The sequence below is a fragment of the Paenibacillus sp. J22R98 genome, assembly GCF_059383835.1.
The window spans coordinates 96,751-112,527 of the sequence record NZ_JBXENW010000013.1 but is presented as its reverse complement, the minus strand read 5'-3'; the positions used below and the strand labels follow the sequence as shown (position 1 = coordinate 112,527).

General features: G+C 52.4%; 13 protein-coding genes and 1 riboswitch. Of the genes, 10 read left to right on the top strand and 3 right to left on the bottom strand.

What is annotated here, in order from left to right; translation table 11 throughout:
- Window positions 1–669: 669 nt before the first annotated feature.
- From AC50Y3_RS27665 to AC50Y3_RS27650, 4 genes are all read left to right on the top strand, one after another.
- Complete coding sequence (locus AC50Y3_RS27665; RefSeq protein ID WP_494821933.1) at window positions 670–1,059, top strand: acyl-CoA thioesterase; 390 nt, start codon at window positions 670–672, stop codon at window positions 1,057–1,059.
- Between the two features lie 169 nt (window positions 1,060–1,228).
- Window positions 1,229–2,608: a class II fumarate hydratase gene (gene fumC / locus AC50Y3_RS27660; protein ID WP_494821932.1), complete on the top strand. Its 1,380-nt coding sequence runs from the start codon at window positions 1,229–1,231 to the stop codon at window positions 2,606–2,608.
- A gap of 108 nt (window positions 2,609–2,716) precedes the next feature.
- Window positions 2,717–2,806: riboswitch (cyclic di-GMP riboswitch) on the top strand.
- Between the two features lie 73 nt (window positions 2,807–2,879).
- Window positions 2,880–4,415, top strand: a complete 1,536-nt coding sequence (locus tag AC50Y3_RS27655; protein WP_494821931.1) for a methyl-accepting chemotaxis protein — start codon at window positions 2,880–2,882, stop codon at window positions 4,413–4,415.
- A gap of 106 nt (window positions 4,416–4,521) precedes the next feature.
- Entirely contained in the window at window positions 4,522–5,487 is a 966-nt protein-coding gene (locus tag AC50Y3_RS27650) for an aldolase catalytic domain-containing protein (RefSeq protein WP_494821930.1), read from the top strand.
- A 57-nt stretch (window positions 5,488–5,544) separates the two neighbouring features.
- Here AC50Y3_RS27650 and AC50Y3_RS27645 read toward each other — a convergent pair whose 3' ends face one another.
- Window positions 5,545–6,435, bottom strand: coding sequence for a helix-turn-helix domain-containing protein (locus AC50Y3_RS27645; RefSeq protein WP_494821929.1), 891 nt, complete (start codon window positions 6,433–6,435; stop codon window positions 5,545–5,547).
- Between the two features lie 141 nt (window positions 6,436–6,576).
- Here AC50Y3_RS27645 and AC50Y3_RS27640 point away from each other — a divergent pair, with 141 nt between their 5' ends.
- The gene (locus AC50Y3_RS27640; protein ID WP_494821928.1) at window positions 6,577–7,365 is read left to right on the top strand and encodes a phytanoyl-CoA dioxygenase family protein; all 789 of its coding nucleotides are present in this window, start codon (window positions 6,577–6,579) and stop codon (window positions 7,363–7,365) included.
- A gap of 100 nt (window positions 7,366–7,465) precedes the next feature.
- A complete protein-coding gene (locus AC50Y3_RS27635) occupies window positions 7,466–8,080 on the top strand; it encodes a hypothetical protein (RefSeq protein ID WP_494821927.1) in 615 nt (204 codons plus the stop codon).
- Window positions 8,081–8,140: 60 nt separating this feature from the next.
- Here AC50Y3_RS27635 and AC50Y3_RS27630 read toward each other — a convergent pair whose 3' ends face one another.
- Window positions 8,141–11,065 carry an efflux RND transporter permease subunit gene (locus AC50Y3_RS27630; RefSeq protein ID WP_494821926.1) on the bottom strand — a complete coding sequence of 975 codons (2,925 nt, stop codon included), beginning with the start codon at window positions 11,063–11,065 and terminating at the stop codon, window positions 8,141–8,143.
- 274 nt (window positions 11,066–11,339) lie between these two features.
- Here AC50Y3_RS27630 and AC50Y3_RS27625 point away from each other — a divergent pair, with 274 nt between their 5' ends.
- Window positions 11,340–11,921 (top strand): TetR/AcrR family transcriptional regulator, encoded by a 582-nt coding sequence (locus AC50Y3_RS27625; RefSeq protein WP_494821925.1) that lies wholly within the window; start codon window positions 11,340–11,342, stop codon window positions 11,919–11,921.
- An 85-nt stretch (window positions 11,922–12,006) separates the two neighbouring features.
- Here the strand turns inward: AC50Y3_RS27625 and AC50Y3_RS27620 are convergent, their stop codons facing one another.
- Complete coding sequence (locus AC50Y3_RS27620; protein ID WP_494821924.1) at window positions 12,007–12,309, bottom strand: hypothetical protein; 303 nt, start codon at window positions 12,307–12,309, stop codon at window positions 12,007–12,009.
- A gap of 160 nt (window positions 12,310–12,469) precedes the next feature.
- On the opposite strand from AC50Y3_RS27620, the gene AC50Y3_RS27615 reads away from it, so the two are divergent.
- From AC50Y3_RS27615 to AC50Y3_RS27605, 3 genes are all read left to right on the top strand, one after another.
- Window positions 12,470–13,861 carry a VWA domain-containing protein gene (locus tag AC50Y3_RS27615; protein WP_494821923.1) on the top strand — a complete coding sequence of 464 codons (1,392 nt, stop codon included), beginning with the start codon at window positions 12,470–12,472 and terminating at the stop codon, window positions 13,859–13,861.
- Window positions 13,862–14,007: 146 nt separating this feature from the next.
- Window positions 14,008–14,715, top strand: a complete 708-nt coding sequence (pxpB, locus tag AC50Y3_RS27610) for a 5-oxoprolinase subunit PxpB (RefSeq protein ID WP_494821922.1) — start codon at window positions 14,008–14,010, stop codon at window positions 14,713–14,715.
- A complete protein-coding gene (locus tag AC50Y3_RS27605) occupies window positions 14,712–15,752 on the top strand; it encodes a 5-oxoprolinase subunit C family protein (RefSeq protein ID WP_494821921.1) in 1,041 nt (346 codons plus the stop codon). The genes pxpB and AC50Y3_RS27605 overlap by 4 nt, the downstream gene beginning before the upstream one ends.
- The last annotated feature ends 25 nt before the right edge of the window (window positions 15,753–15,777 follow it).

The following is a 15,777-nucleotide window of genomic DNA, read 5'->3' as shown; positions in this document are numbered from 1 at the left end:
CCAACACCAACACCAACACCAACACCAACACCAACACCAACACCAACACCAACACCAACACCAACACCAACACCAACACCAACACCAACACCAACACCAACACCAACACCAACACCATTACCAACACCAACACCAACACCAACTATGCTGATTGTTGTCGGTGATACGGCTAACGAATCGTGAGAGCCTTATTTGCTCGAAAATCGCCACTATTTAATTCTAACGAATCGTGAAGGTCTTATTTGAGGGGAATATAGCCAAATAGAGCATTTCTAACCGAAATAAGGCTCACAGGATTCGTTAGAATCCCGGCGCAGAGTTTTCGGAGTCTCATATGTACACTGTGCCGCTCTCTCATACGTCTGGCAGGAAAGCAGTAAGGTTGTTAGAAAGCTGAGAGTTCGATTTCTCGACTTTCAGCTGCAGATCGGCGAGTTTTCGGCACTGAGAGTTCGTTTTTCGAACTCTCAGCATCCATCACACGAGGGCACTCATTTTTGTGGAACGGTTCGGCGGGGGATCGGGGTAGAATGTTGCCATTAAGTTGTTAGTTACGTCGGAACGCCAAGCTCTAACACTTTGACATACATACAATCGACAGCTAACATGAAGGCAACTAGGGCTGATACTGTAAAAGCCGGCCGCGATAAAGGTGGAGTGTGAGGATCGATGCAAGCGAAGCTGGAGCTTATCGTCCGTTCAACGGAAATCGATGTGAACGGGCATGTGAACAATGCCAAGTACTTGGAATACCTCGAATGGGGGCGTGAAGCATGGTATGAGCAGGCAGGCTTGCACTATGATGTGTTACTCGCTATGGGCGTTCAGACCGTAACGGTCAACATCAATATCAACTACCGGAAGGAGTGCAGGCAAGGGGATCGGCTGACCGTTACGACAATGCCGGAGCGGGCTGGGCGAAGCAGCTATGTACTCAAACAAGAGATCGTAAACGAAAAGGGCGAGCTGTGCGGGGACGCGGTCGTGACTAGTGTGACGATGGATTCGAACACGCGCAAGAGCCGGGAGCTGCCGCCGGAGCTGCGGAGTCAGTTTTAGCCGGAGAAGCTGTATTACAGGATGGCAAATAGGAAATCATGGGAAAGAAGCGATGCATGCTCGTAGATGCATCGCTTCTTTCATAGAAATAGAAGAAACACCATTTCACTTTGGGTATATAGAAAGTAAGCCAATACAATGAAACCATTCGTATGAGGAGGTAGTCGCGATGAGCGATTTTCGCATTGAAAAGGATTCCATGGGGGAGATACAGGTGGAGGCGCACCGGCTGTGGGGGGCACAAACGGAGCGAAGTCTGCACAATTTCAGAATCGGTACGGAGAAGATGCCGCGCGAGTTAATTACCGCATTTGCTTATCTGAAGAAAGCAGCAGCAACGGTGAATGGAAGCATGGGGAAGATGGATCTGCTTAAAGCGGAAGCTATAGCGGTTGCAGCGGATGAGGTTATAGAAGGCATGTGGCAGGATGAGTTTCCGCTTGCGGTATGGCAGACGGGGAGCGGCACGCAGTCCAATATGAACGTCAATGAAGTGATCGCAAGGCGCTCGGCGCAGCTGCTGGAGGAGAAAGGGCATGCGGCGGCTGTTCATCCCAACGACGACGTCAACCGCTCGCAGAGCTCTAACGACACCTTCCCCACCGCTATGCATATCGCCGCGCTGATTGCCGTAGAGGACCTTCTCCTGCCGGCCATAGCGCAGCTCAAATCGACCCTAGAACAGAAGAGCGCTAGCTTCATGGATGTGATCAAAATCGGTCGTACCCATCTGCAGGATGCCACACCGCTCACGCTTGGCCAGGAGATCAGCGGCTGGGTCCGGATGCTGGAGAAAGGGGAACGGAATATTAGAGCAAGCCGCGAAGAACTGCGAGAGCTTGCGATCGGCGGTACAGCCGTGGGCACGGGACTGAATGCCCCGCCGGGCTTTAGCGAGAAGGTATCGGCGGAGATCAGCCGACTCACAGACAAGCAATTCATAAGTGCGCCGAACAAATTTCACGCACTGACGAGCCATGACGAGATCGTCTTCGTGCACGGCGCAATTAAAGCGCTCGCCGCCGATTTAATGAAGATTGCCAACGACGTTCGCTGGCTCGCAAGCGGTCCGCGCTGCGGGATTGGCGAGATTCGGATCCCGGAGAATGAGCCGGGCAGCTCCATCATGCCGGGGAAGGTCAACCCGACGCAGTGTGAGGCGCTGACCATGGTCGTCTGTCAGATCATGGGCAATGACGCGGCGATCGGCTTCGCGGCCAGCCAAGGGAACTTCGAGCTGAATGTGTTCAAGCCTGTCATTATTCACAACTTCCTGCAGTCGACCCGAATTCTCAGCGATGCGATCCGCTCCTTCGATGAGCACTGTGCGGTTGGCATTGAGCCGAATCGGGAAGCAATCGCCCGGCATCTCAACGAGTCGCTGATGCTCGTTACGGCGCTTAATCCTCATATCGGTTATGAGAATGCGGCGGCCATTGCGAAGGCTGCTCATAAGGAAGGCCTGACGCTGCGCGAGGCTGCGATCCGAAGCGGGCTCATTACAGCCGCCAAGTTCGACGAAGTAGTGAGAGCAGAAGAGATGATCTGACAAATTCGACAAAACCTTACAAAATACGCTATGTACAAATAGGGATTTTCTCTCCTATAATTAACCATGTTAACCTAATAATCACTATAGAGATCCAACTACTTATTCATATGACAAAGGCAAACCAATGGAAATGTTGGGACGCAAAGCCTAGGCCTAAAGCATCGATACAGATGCCATGGTGGACAGGTTACCGAGTGAAAAGGAGTCCATCCTTACACGGGTGGACTCTTTTTATATGTATACAAATATTGGGAGGTAGGCTCTTTGTATGCTTAGGGAGAAAAACCGTGTCATGCTTTTCATTTCTACAATCATTGTGCTTTTATCGTTACTAGTACACGCATTCGATTGGCTCGGTTTGTCCATGCAGCATGATCATCACCCAGATAGGAACGGCTCTATGCTTCACTCCTACCTGAATCAAACGTTCTTCGCTTTACCGATTATTTTCTTACTGCTTGCCGGATTATGCATGCGTTTTCAGAAGGAGCAGCAGACCGTACCGCTTCTCATGACGCTGTCGCTCACCTTCAGCAGCATTTCCATCATCGCAGGCGGAAACGGCATGGTGGAATACCACTTCTCCATCTTTATGGTACTCGCCATTATTTTGTACTACGACCTCATCGCAATGCTTCTCGTTAGCACCGTCATCTTCGCACTTCAGCACGTACTCGGCTTCCTGCTTTTCCCTGAACTCGTCTACGGAACCAGCGATTACTCGCTGGCAATGGTCTCCATTCACATCGTATTTGTTATCTTGTTTATCGGCGCCGTTACCTATCAGATCGTGACTCGCAGAGCGTTCATCCATGCACTGGAATCGGCTCAACAACAGAAAATTCAAGCAGCCGTCAAACAAATTATCGAGAATGTGACAGAAACCTCGGACCAGGTGCTCATGAACTCTAAGGAGCTTAGCTGCAACGCGGCCACGCTCAATCTCTTGGCAGGCGATATCGTGCAAACGATGCAGCTGGTGGATGCTACGGCGAATTTGCAGGAGAATGGCGCGCGAACTGGCAAGAAGGTGATCGGAGAGATGCTCCGCGACATTCATACCATCGCCGAAACGTCGGCTACGGTTTCTAATTTCTCGAATGAGGTGGCGACAGAGGCTGATAATGGGAATGAAGCCATTCAGAAGGCCGTCCGGCAGATGACATCGATGAGCAATGCCGTTCAAGAGTCCGCAACCAAAGTAAAGCTGCTCGGTCAGCGTTCGCAGGAAATAGATGATATTACAAGTTTAATTACAGACATCGCTTCCCAAACCAGTCTGCTGGCGCTGAATGCGGCAATCGAAGCGGCGAGGGCAGGCGAGCATGGCCGCGGGTTTACTGTCGTATCGAATGAGGTACGCAAGCTGTCTGAGCAAACGACGGCATCGGCCATGCGAATTGCGGAACTCGTCCAAGATATTCAAGCCAATAACCGCGCGTCGATTCTATCCATGGATCAAGTGATTACGGAGGTTTCGTCAAGCAATCAGGCGGTATGTGACGCGGGAGCAGCCTTCGAACGCATTATGCGATCTATTAAAACGGTCGCAGAGCAAATTCATTATATTTCCGGGGCCTCCCAACAAATGTCGGCAAGCACGCAGCAATTTAGCATCAATATTGAGGAAATCTCCCGCATGTCCGCTGAATTAACGGGCAGTGTCAAGACGGTCACAGGCAGCTCCAATGAGCAGCATCAGCTTATTTCCAGATCGTCGGAGCTGGCGGCAATGCTGGAGAAATTAAGCGATAAACTGGATCAAATCATGGTCAGTACGAGGAAATCCTTCCGCGCCATATAATCCGAAGAGTAGTGCAATTCTGACAAAAATGACTTTGCGTTCATAGCCAATATCAAGTATTATGAGTAGAAAAGACAAGATCTGGCTAAAAAGGAGACACAATGCTATGAATGCTTCAAAAAAAAGTCATTGTAAAATCGTCGACTGCACGATCCGCGACGGCGGACTCGTCAATAACTGGGATTTCAGCGTTGAGTTCGTTCAGCATCTGTACAACTCGCTGAATGAAGCTGGCGTCGAGTATATGGAAATCGGGTACAAAAACTCGCCAAAGCTGCTGAAGGGCGCTGAAGATGCTGGTCCATGGCGCTTCCTGGACGACGACTTCCTTCGTAAAGTCATCCCGCAGAAGCTGAATACGAAGCTCTCTGCACTTGTCGATATCGGACGGGTAGATGAGAACGATATTCTTCCACGCGAAGAGAGCATGCTCGATTTGATCCGCGTAGCCTGCTACATTCAGGACGTACCGAAGGCGCTGGAGCTGGTTAACGTATTCAACTCCCGCGGCTACGAAACAACACTTAACATTATGGCACTCTCCAATGTTATGGAGAACCAACTGCTTGAAGCCTTTGAATTGATCGAAGCCAGTGTAGTCGACGTCGTATACGTGGTTGACTCTTACGGCAGCTTGGATCCGAATGATTTCAACTACTTGGTCAGCAAGTTCCAGAAGTACCTGCCAAGTAAGCGTTTGGGCGTACACACGCACAACAATATGCAGCTTGCTTTCGCCAATACGCTGGTTTCCGTTGAGAAAGGCGTCGAGTTCCTGGATGCTTCCGTATACGGAATGGGCCGCGCCGCAGGCAACTGCCCAACGGAACTGCTTGTCGCACATCTGAAGAACACGAAGTACAATGTACGTCCGGTGCTGGATATGATCGAGAAGCACATGATTACGCTGCGTGAAAAAGAAGAGTGGGGCTATATTATTCCTTATATGATTACAGGTATGTTGGACGAGCACCCTCGTTCCGCAATGGCACTTCGCAATTCCGAGGACAAGGACAAGTCGGTTGATTTCTATGATAAATTGACTACGCCTGAAGTACTGCACAGCAAATAAGTTCTACAAGAATAGACAAGCTCCCGGGCCCTTAGAGGCTCGGGAGCTTGTTTGATTTTAAGAGGATTGCCGCCAATACTCGGTTCGGTATTCGCTCGGTGTCACGCCGAATTGCCGTTTGAACATCCGATTGAAGAAGCTTAAATCCTCGAAGCCTACTTCAAGGGCAATGGACATGATTTTGCCTGAAGTCGTTTCGAGCAGCTTCTTCGCTTCCTGCAGGCGAATATGGTTGCGGAACTCAATAAAGGTCATGCCAATATGCTGCTTGAATTTGGTGGTGAACGTCGTCTGGCTGAGGTTACAGAGGGAGCTGAGCTGCTGCAAACTTAGCGGCTGCGCATAATGCCGCCTCGTAAAATCGCAAACATTCCGGATGAGCGCGCCTTCATCATTTGCCGCAGTCATCGGTTTCTTCAATGAACGCTCATAGCAGCGGCTTAAATAGATAAACAGCTGCATAATATGCGCTCTGACCATTAGCTCATAGTTGGATTCACGATTCGTATCTTCATATACAAGCCGATCGAGGATGGCGAGCGCCTCCATTCGGTCCAGCTTGCCGATATTCATCACGGATTGATCGCGTGTTTTCTCCCTAAGAAAGGGCTCGACGTAGAAGAAATCGATAAATGCCGTGACACCGGCCATATGTGAGAGCTCCTGCTCGAAATAATAAGGGTCGAAAATAATATTATTTACGGTAAGAGGCGTGCCCGGCAACCGTTTGTAGCCATGAGGGACATGACGATGGATGATGAAGATATCTCCTTCGCGAATGAGAAACTGCTGATCTTGAAATAAATGAATGCCTTGGCCCTCAGTCACATAGATAATTTCGACAAAATCATGGGTATGCAGCTCATAATCCACGGTGACCGGAGCACGAAATGCCCGAAACGGAAATGAAGGGTTATCCATAAACTGCTGGTTCACATAATGATCCATACGCTGCCCCTCCAAGTGGTCAGAAAGTCCAACCTTCTCGTTAAATTACCCAATCGAGCGGAGTCGATCGTGTAATAAGTTTACTATAGCAGAACCGTCTTAATTGGAGAATGAGGAACAAGAACTTGGGGAGGGAACGGTATGGATGCGGCTTCACACAAGCAAGTGGCATTTGATTTGCAAGACCATTTGGAGGAGTTTTATCGTAATGGGTTCACTGTAATAAGAAATATGCTGGACGAGGAGCGAGTGGATACGTATCGGGAAGCGTTCGAGCATGAATTTATGAAGACGGAGCCTGACGGCTACGGCGCCAACTTGCGCACGAAAATGTTTGAGCGAAATAATTTGTTCCTGCAGCTGATCGATGAGGAGCGGACAGTGGCATTTGCTGAAGCGGTGCTCGGTAAAAACTGTCATATGTTCTCCAACAACGGACTGTACACGACACCCGGTACCGGCATAGATTTCTGGCATGTGGACGAGGATCTATTTTTCCCTATTCCGGAGGAGGCCCAGCTGGACCCGCGCATTCAGATGCCTTGCTTTATGTTTACTGCGATGTACTATCTAACCGATGTGACAGAAGACATGGGGCCGACGCAGCTTGTCCCGGGCAGTCACCGAAGCGGCAGGCATCCTGCCTCACCGAAGGAAACGCCAATATATAACGGTCAAGGACCGGTCTCGATTGTCGCCAAGAAAGGCGATATGCTGATCTTCAACGGTCAGACCTGGCATCGCGGCGCACGCAACGAAAGCAGCCGAATTCGGATGGTCCAACAGGTGACCTATGGCCGCCGCTGGGTATCGCAGCGGTTCTATCCGTTCATTACCTATACGATGCCGCAGCATGTGGTTGAGGCAGCGAAAGATAATCCGCGGCTCACTCGTCTGCTCGGATTTCATCCGCGCGGGCCGTATGGATAAATAGGCATATTCTCATTGAATTTTTGGAGGGCATCCATTACAATAGAGTCCACTCATGGAAGTGATTGGCGTTACGAACTGTTGAAGGAGTGGATGCGGCTTGAAGAAATCATTAGCGCTAATCATCGAACAATTGGAATCGCGTCAAACCATGCAAGCCCTGTCTCCGAAAGGGGTATGGGATGCTGCACTCGATCAGGAAATAGCCGCTTTACCTCTAATTTCCGCCGGAACTCCCAAGTCCGCGCTGCCCGCGCTCGTCGCGCTGAAGGCCGGATTGCATTTGCTTAACGAAAGCTTGGACGCGTCACATGAACAGTCCCAAGAGATTGAAGATGACCCGACGGGCTGCTATTGGCATGGCATTATGCACCGGATGGAGGGTGATTTCTCCAACGCGAACTACTGGTTCAGCAATGCAGGCGCCCATCCGGCGATGGAGAGCTTGCAAACACGGGTAGCGGATTGGCTGCAGAACAGCGTCATCCTAGGCGATTTGCAGGAAGGTGCCATTCGTGACGCACTGCAAACGATGAAACGCCAAGTGCGCTGGCAGGCTCCGGCACTAACCAGCATGATTGCCCTGCAGGAGAGCGGGACGATTTCCGAAGAAGCCAGAGGCGCGATCGAATATGTGCAGCATATGGAGCTCATGGAGTTGTTTACGTATACGTATGAAGCGGCCAAACGTGCTGTAGCAGAATCATCGATATAAACCATAAAAGCTGTATCCGCGACCTCCAGAAGGAGCGGATACAGCTTTTTTAGTAAACGATTATTCCGATGTCTGCTCTTTGTATCGTGGGCTGTTTCCTTCATCTTTGTTCTTCGCCGCTTCGGTTTGAGGAGCTGTTCGCTGGCGGAATGGCCACCAGTTGGCTTCACCGAAGAGATTTCCCAGAGCAGGAATGACAAGACCCATAAATACGGTCGCATACAGAATCAGTCCAATTACGATGCCTGCACCGATCTGCAGGAGCGTATTCACGCCGGACATCATAAGTGCGGCGAATGTACCGCCCATTATGACCGCGGCGGAAATAATTACGCCGCCTGTCGTCGACATCGCCTTCGTCATCGCATACGTAATGCCTCGCGGTCGATATTCTTCCTTGAACCTTGCCATGAGGAAGATGCTGTAATCGACGCCAAGCGCTACGATAATGAGGAAGACGAAGAACGAAGCGCTCCAAGATAAGCCTTCCTTGCCAAGCAATTGAACGAATATGAATTCGACGATGCCCATGGTGACCAGGAAGTTAAAGCCAAGAGAAAGCAGGACATAAAGCGGTGCTAGAATCGAACGCAGCAGAATCATCAATACGATGAAAATACCGATTAACACAAACGCCCCTGTACGTGTAAAGTCTTTCTTCGAGATATCCTTCAGCTCCGAAATTTGTGCCGACGTGCCGGATACATATACTTTCGTTCCTTCGATGGCACTTCCTTCGAAGCTATGGTTCAGCGCGTCTCGAATCTGATCAACCGTTGTCAGCGCCTCAGGAGAATACGGGTTGACCGACAGGACAATGTCCATCTTAGCCGTCTCCCCGTCAGTGGAGATATAGTAATCGAGCGCTTGCTTCAGCTCGGGACTGTCGAGTGCTTCCTGAGGCAGATTCCAGCCCGGAATTTGACTGTCCCCAATTGTGCTTTGCGCATCCTTCACGGAAGTGAGCCCCTTCGAAATGTCGCTAAGACCTGCAGCGCCGTCCTTCAAGCCGCCGGTAAGCTCTTGAAGTCCGTTACCGAGCCTCGCTGTACCGTCGGCAGCTTGGTTTTGGCCGTCAGCCAGCTGGCCAAGTCCGTCCGCAACCTTGTTCACGCCGGGATTCAGTTGGGTGAAGCTAGCCGACAGCTTAGATGCACCGGCATAGAGGTCATTTAATCCTCCGGAAAGGCCTTGCTGCTTACCTAGCAGCTGCTGCATGGCAGGTTCATTCTTTAGCTCCGGATATTTCTTCAGCAAGGCCTGCAAATCTTTGCTCATGGAGCTCGAAACCTCGACGCTCTGCTTGAGTCCGCCGGATAGCCGGCCGGCGCCTTGGGACGCCTGCTGCATGCCGCCGTAGATTTGCTTCAGCCCGCTCTGCGCTTCATTGGTGCGGGATGCCATCGTCCGTAAGCCATCGGTCAGCTTCTGAATATCGGCTTGCCCGCTCGTAATGGAGCTGTCGGCCGAAAGCAGGCCGTCCGCTACTTGATCGACGCCCTCTTTCATTTTATTGAGTGCGTCGGAGGTTCGCGTCAGTTGGTTCGAAACCGTCAGGTCCGCCAGCTGTTCACCGAGCGGTCTTACGGCGCTTCGCACTTCTTTGACGCCGTTTAGCTTCGCTATATTCGCGCTTGCCGTTTCGAGAGCGGCCAGTGCAGCCGGATTGCGCATCGATTCATCCGATCGCAGCGCTATGGACAGCGGGAATACTTCTCCGGCACCGAAGGCATGCTCCACTTGACGGAAGCCTTGCACGGAGCCGAGCTGCGGATTAATCTCAGCTAAGTCGTCAAAGGACCGTTTGCCATGGTACAAGAACGTAATTGGCGTAAGCAGCAATACCGTGACAACCAGAATGGCTACTGGTCTGCGTGCGGCAAGAGCAGCCATTGCACCCCACAGCTTAGATTCGCCGTGGCCCTGTCCGCTCGCTACTTTGTTCGGCCAGAAGGTAGCTTTGCCGAAGATCATCAATAATGCAGGGGTCAATGTAAGTCCTGCGATAAGCGTCACGGCAACGCCGATCGATACGCCTACGGCGGATTGGTAAAGGCCGAACTGGGCGAAGCCTATGAGGAAGAACGCAACGAATACCGTACTTGCGGAGAAGGCAACGGTCTTGCCGACGGTCCGCATCGTTCTGACTATTGCTTCTACTTTGTCGCCGTCATGACTGAGCTCCTCACGGAAGCGCTGGATAAGGAGGATACAATAATCGGTTCCCGCACCGAACAAGACGGCGATTAGGAAGGATTCGGTAAAGGACGAAACCGGCATCCCGTAATCCGTTGCCAGCGCTACGAGCCCGCGTGTGATGACTAAGGAAATGCCAATCGTAATAAGCGGGATGAACGGCGCGACAGGGGAACGGAAAACTAGGAGAAGAATAACGAGCACGAGCGCGACGGTAAGCAGCTCCGTTTTCTTCAAGCCTTCCTCAGAGCTCTGTTGAAAATCTTTGCCGATTGGGGCACTCCCCGTGAGCTCTACCTTACTTCCGTTCGGAGCACCTTTTACTTTAGCAGCTAGTATATCTACCGCTTCTTGGGTGAGCGTATCATTATCCGCACGGGTGAACCCGACGATAAGCATCTCGGTCGTACCGTCCTTGCTGCGGAACTTCTCTGCAAGCTCCGGCGTTTCGTAAGCAGACTGTACCGACTTAAAGCCATCCTTGCCGCTCAGCAGCGTAAGCTCGGCAGCTTTGGCTTTGAGCCAACTGCGGTCCTGCTCGGTCATGCCGCCTTCGCGGGAATAGACAAGGATCGCACTGGATTTGGTGGTTGTCTCCGGATTGATCTGTTCCATGAGCTGCTTGGCTACGACGGATTCAGAATCGGCCGGAATAAATTTCTGCTCGGTTTGACGGACAATGGCCGCAAGATCAGGCAGTGCAAACATGGAGGCGACGGTAATCACCAGCCAGCCGATCAGGATTGCCCATTTGGCGCGGGCGATTCCCCGAATGATACGTTCAGACATTTTAATACCTCCTCGAAACTGAACTAACATGTTCTCTATGAATAGTTATAGCGCAAGACAAAACCATCCGTCAATAATTTTGTACCAACGGTCATAATTATTTCACAGGTACAGAAATCAGACTAATCCATGAATTCGGTTTCATCGCAATAGATTGAATTCTATGTATAAAGCTGAATTTTATACCGTTGGTCAACTCGTGTTTACGGCGTGTATGGGCTATGCTACAATTAGCATGAACTGAACGCGAACAACTTAGATGGAGGATATAGCGATGAACCGCGAGCTCAAGAAAGAACAGACACGCATTCGAATCAAAGAAGCTGCGCTCTCTTTATTTGCTGAGCTGGGTTACGAGCAGACATCCGTAGAAAGCATTGCCAAGCAAGCCGGCGTTGCGAAAGGCACTTTTTTCAATTATTTCGCTTCCAAGGATGAACTGATCTGCGATTTGCAAGCGATCTTTGCGTTAAACGAGGTGGCGAAGCTCAAAGACAAGCCCGGTCCTTTGGTGCCCCGTCTACAGCTGCTGTTATTCCAAATCGTGAAACAATTCGAGCTTAGCAAACCGCTTACGCGCGCATTATTTCAAGCCATGCTGGGCAGTGCCAAGGCGCTTGATGCCCATAACTCGATGCTCACGACGCTCAAAGAAGCCTTGCTGCCGCTTATTGCCGAGGGGCAGGAGAACGGCGAGTTTCGCAGAGATATGCCGGCTGAGATGATGGCCCAGCAAGCCTTTCAAGCTTACTTCGGCACGCTCTTCGTCTGGTCGATGGAGGAGAACGAGGATACACTCGATAACCGAATGGCCATTACCTTTGAACTCTTCTTCAAAGGGATTGCCGTGCAGTAACCCCCCTTAATATGACAAAAGCAGCTCCGGTTCAATCATTCCCTTGCAGAATGATTACCGGAGCTGCTTTTTTTAGTAAACGCGGTTAGAAGCCGATGAGCTCGCCGTCGCCTCGGATGGCTGCAGCTTGATGCTGGGCATTCGGATGGAAATACCCGCCGGCCTGGAACGGTTTGCCGCCGGCGGTTATGCCGGATAAGGATATGCCGATGTCCTCGGATTCATGGAACATGTGAAGCAGTGCGGCTTGGGTCATACCGTCGATTTCTATGTACCAGAGCTTATAGCCGGCGTCCGTGACTACCACCAAATGGGCGGACCTATAAAGTAACTTCGTGGTTACGTCGTTATAAGTAATGTTCAGCTCTGCTAATGAGTAAGTTTCCATAAGGCAGCAGCGCTCCTTTCTTCCCCCAAAATATACTTCCCCCGATTGTACTGTCGTGCCAGCGATAATGCAACAATTTGAAACCCGATTCCGTCGATGGTTATAAGCCGACTTTTACATAAAATGGTTTGGCTTCCATTAGAATCGAGGGGGAATTCGGATGCAACAACGTAAACGAATAAACAGAGAACATGCACCGAGTAATGAGAAGGTAACGGGAAAAGGAAAGCTCAAGGCGTCGCTTCTGCTGCTTGCTGCACTAACGTTCGTGCTGGCGGGGTGCTCCTCCGCCGATAATCAGAATGATTCCGCATCCAATAGTTCGAGCAGCAATACGGCCACGGAAACAACGGATAACAGCGCCGCGGCAGATAGCAGCAGTAGCAGTAACCGTAACACGAGCAATTCGAGCAGTAAAGACAGCGGAGATTCGTCCGTTTCGGAAGAGCCTGCTCCCGCGACAGACGACTCCTCCGGTGATACAGAGGAGACGGCTCCACCGGGTAGCCAGTACGATGACTCAGAGCCGGGCCAGTTGACTGCAGGGGAGTGGAACGACCTTACCTCGTGGAGGGAATGGATAAAGCTGCTGAACAGCGGTGAAGGCAGAGAGCAGCAATCGTACTGGTCCTTTTTTCCGCAAAATAGATTAGAGGTTGTTGTGACCGGAGGCGGTAAGCCGGTATCCGATGCGGAGGTCAGCCTTGTAGATGAGGATGGCGATACGGTGTGGGAGTCTCGAACCAATATTGAGGGAGAAGCATCAGCCTACGCAGGACTATTCGATGAGCAGCAGGACCAAGAGAAGTACGGGGTTATCATTCGTTCGGGAAATCAAGAGAAGCAGTATGAGAATGTGCAGATTCCAAGAGGTTCCGCGCTGCAGGTCGATCTGGACGAACAGGTGAAGCCGTCGCTTGGCGTTGATCTGATGCTCGTTGTCGATACAACAGGTTCCATGCAAGATGAGCTGGATTTTCTGAAGTCGGAGCTGAAGGACGTCGTCGCCCGCGTTGGCAGGGATAACGGCCAGCAGCTGGATATTCAAGTAAGCGCGAATTTCTACCGGGATCGGAGCGATAAATATCTCATCAAGGATTATCCGTTCACGAAGGATATCGATACGGCCGTTAAGCAGATTTCTCAGCAAAGCGCAGCAGGTGGGGGCGATTTCCCGGAAGCGGTAGATGAGGCACTGGACAATGCGATCAATGATCATAAATGGAGCGGCGATGCAAGGGCCAGATTGTTGTTCCTCGTTCTTGACGCTCCGCCGCATCACGAGCGCAAGGTTACGAAACGCATTCATGAGCTGATGGAATCAGCCGCGGCAGAAGGAATACGGATCATTCCGGTTGCCTCAAGCGGCGTTGATGTTCAAACGGAATATCTCATGCGCTTCATGGCTACGGCGACAGGGGGCACTTATTTATTTCTAACGGATCACAGCGGGATCGGAAATGATCATATGGAGCCGGCCGTCGGGGAATATGAGGTGAAACGTCTCAATGATTTACTTGTGGACGTCATCAGTCGGTACACGTCAGAATAGAACTTTTATTGTCGGAAAATGTTTTAGAAAAGCTTTGTAAAGATGCTGGACAAAAAGGCACGTAATGGTACAAACTAGAGGAGATTATCCGAAATCGGAATTACCTTCCAATTCATAATTGCAATGTTGAAAATATGAGAAAATTGGTGAATTTTGTGATCGAGGCTGCGGAGCGAAGGTTCAGAATCAGGCCTCTCGGAGATCGGGCGCTTGTCGTATATTTGGAGGATGAAGGGCCTGAAAGCGAGCGTTGGCTGCTTGCTGCCGGCATGGCGGAATTATTGCGCGAGTCAGGGCTGACTTGGCTCGTCGATGTGGTTCCGGCTTACGCTACGGTCACCGTTGTTTATGAGGGGTTCGACTATGAACAGGCAGCCGCCGATGTGGAGCGGATTCTGCTGGGTACGCGGCAGCATTATGCTGCTGCACCTAGGCTTATCGAAATCCCGGTCTGCTACGGCGGGCGATATGGACCCGATCTGGCAGCGTGCGCCTCGCGTGCAGGCATGACGGAAGCGAGCTTCATTGCTTGTCATGCTGCTGCGGAGTACCGCGTCGCCATGATCGGCTTCATGCCGGGCTTCCCTTATTTGAGCGGCTTGCCGGCAGCGCTCCGCCAACCGCGTCTTGCCGCGCCGCGAAGCAGCGTGCCCGCCGGGGCTGTCGGCATTGCCGGCGGACAGACCGGCATCTATCCGCTATCGACGCCGGGAGGCTGGCAGCTGATTGGTCTTACGCCGCTTCGGTTGTTTGATCCGAAGCGAGCGGAGCCTTTTCTGCTGCGCATGGGCGATGCGCTGCGGTTTGTTCCGATTTCCGAGGAGGACATGAAGGAGCAAGGTGAAGCGCCATGAGTCTGCGAATAATCAAAACGGGATTACATACAACGGTACAGGATTTGGGACGACCCGGCTGGCGGCGCTTCGGCATTCCCGAAGGCGGCGCAATGGACAAGATCGCGCTGCGGACGGCGAATCTGCTTGTCGGTAATGCGCCGGGCGCAGCTGGGCTTGAGCTTACGCTGAACGGCCCGCTGCTGCTGGCGGAAGCGGCGATGCTGATCGCCGTGTGCGGCGCCGACATGACTCCGTCTATCGACGGTGAGGCGCTCCCGCTGCAGCGGCCGGTTTGGATTGACGCCGGAACGGTCATCCATTTCGGTTCCGCAGCTAGCGGGTGCCGCGCCTATGTCGCGGCAGCCGGCGGCATTGCCGCCGAGGCGGTGCTCGGCAGCCGCAGCACGGACACGCGTGCCGGCATCGGCGGCATCGCGGGGCGCAAGCTGCGCAGCGGCGACGTGCTGCCGCTCGGCAGCGCCGCGCCTTGGGCGGCGGCGTGGCACGCCGCGCTAGCCGCGCGGGCCTCGGCAGCGCCGCAGGGCCGCCGCAGCTGGGCGGCCCCGGGCTGGTTCGCGCCGCCGCAGGCGCAGGCGCTGCTGCGCGGCAGCGCAAACCCCGCCGGCATCCGGCTGCGCGTGATGCCGGGCGCCGAGTACGGGCAATTCCGCGAAGCGGCCCGTACGGCGCTCATGCGGGAGCGCTATCGCGTAGCTCCCGCATCAGACCGAATGGGGGTCCGCCTAGATGGACCCCCGCTCGAGATGGAGGACAGCGAAGAACTGCTGTCCCATGGCGTCATCGCCGGCACGATACAGGTGCCGCGCGGCGGCGCGCCGATTATCCTCGGCGCAGATTGCCAGACGACCGGCGGCTATCCGAAGCTCGCGCATGTCATTACGGCAGACCTGCCGCTGCTCGCGCAGTGCAAGCCGGGCGATTATATCACCTTCGAAGAAGTGACGCTGGAAGAAGCCCAGCTGATCGATCGGGAGCAAGAACGCGGCATGCGACAGCTTGCTGCAATTCTCGCCATTTGCAAAAGAAGCAAGTAAGTTGAATTTGGGATCATGAAAGGAC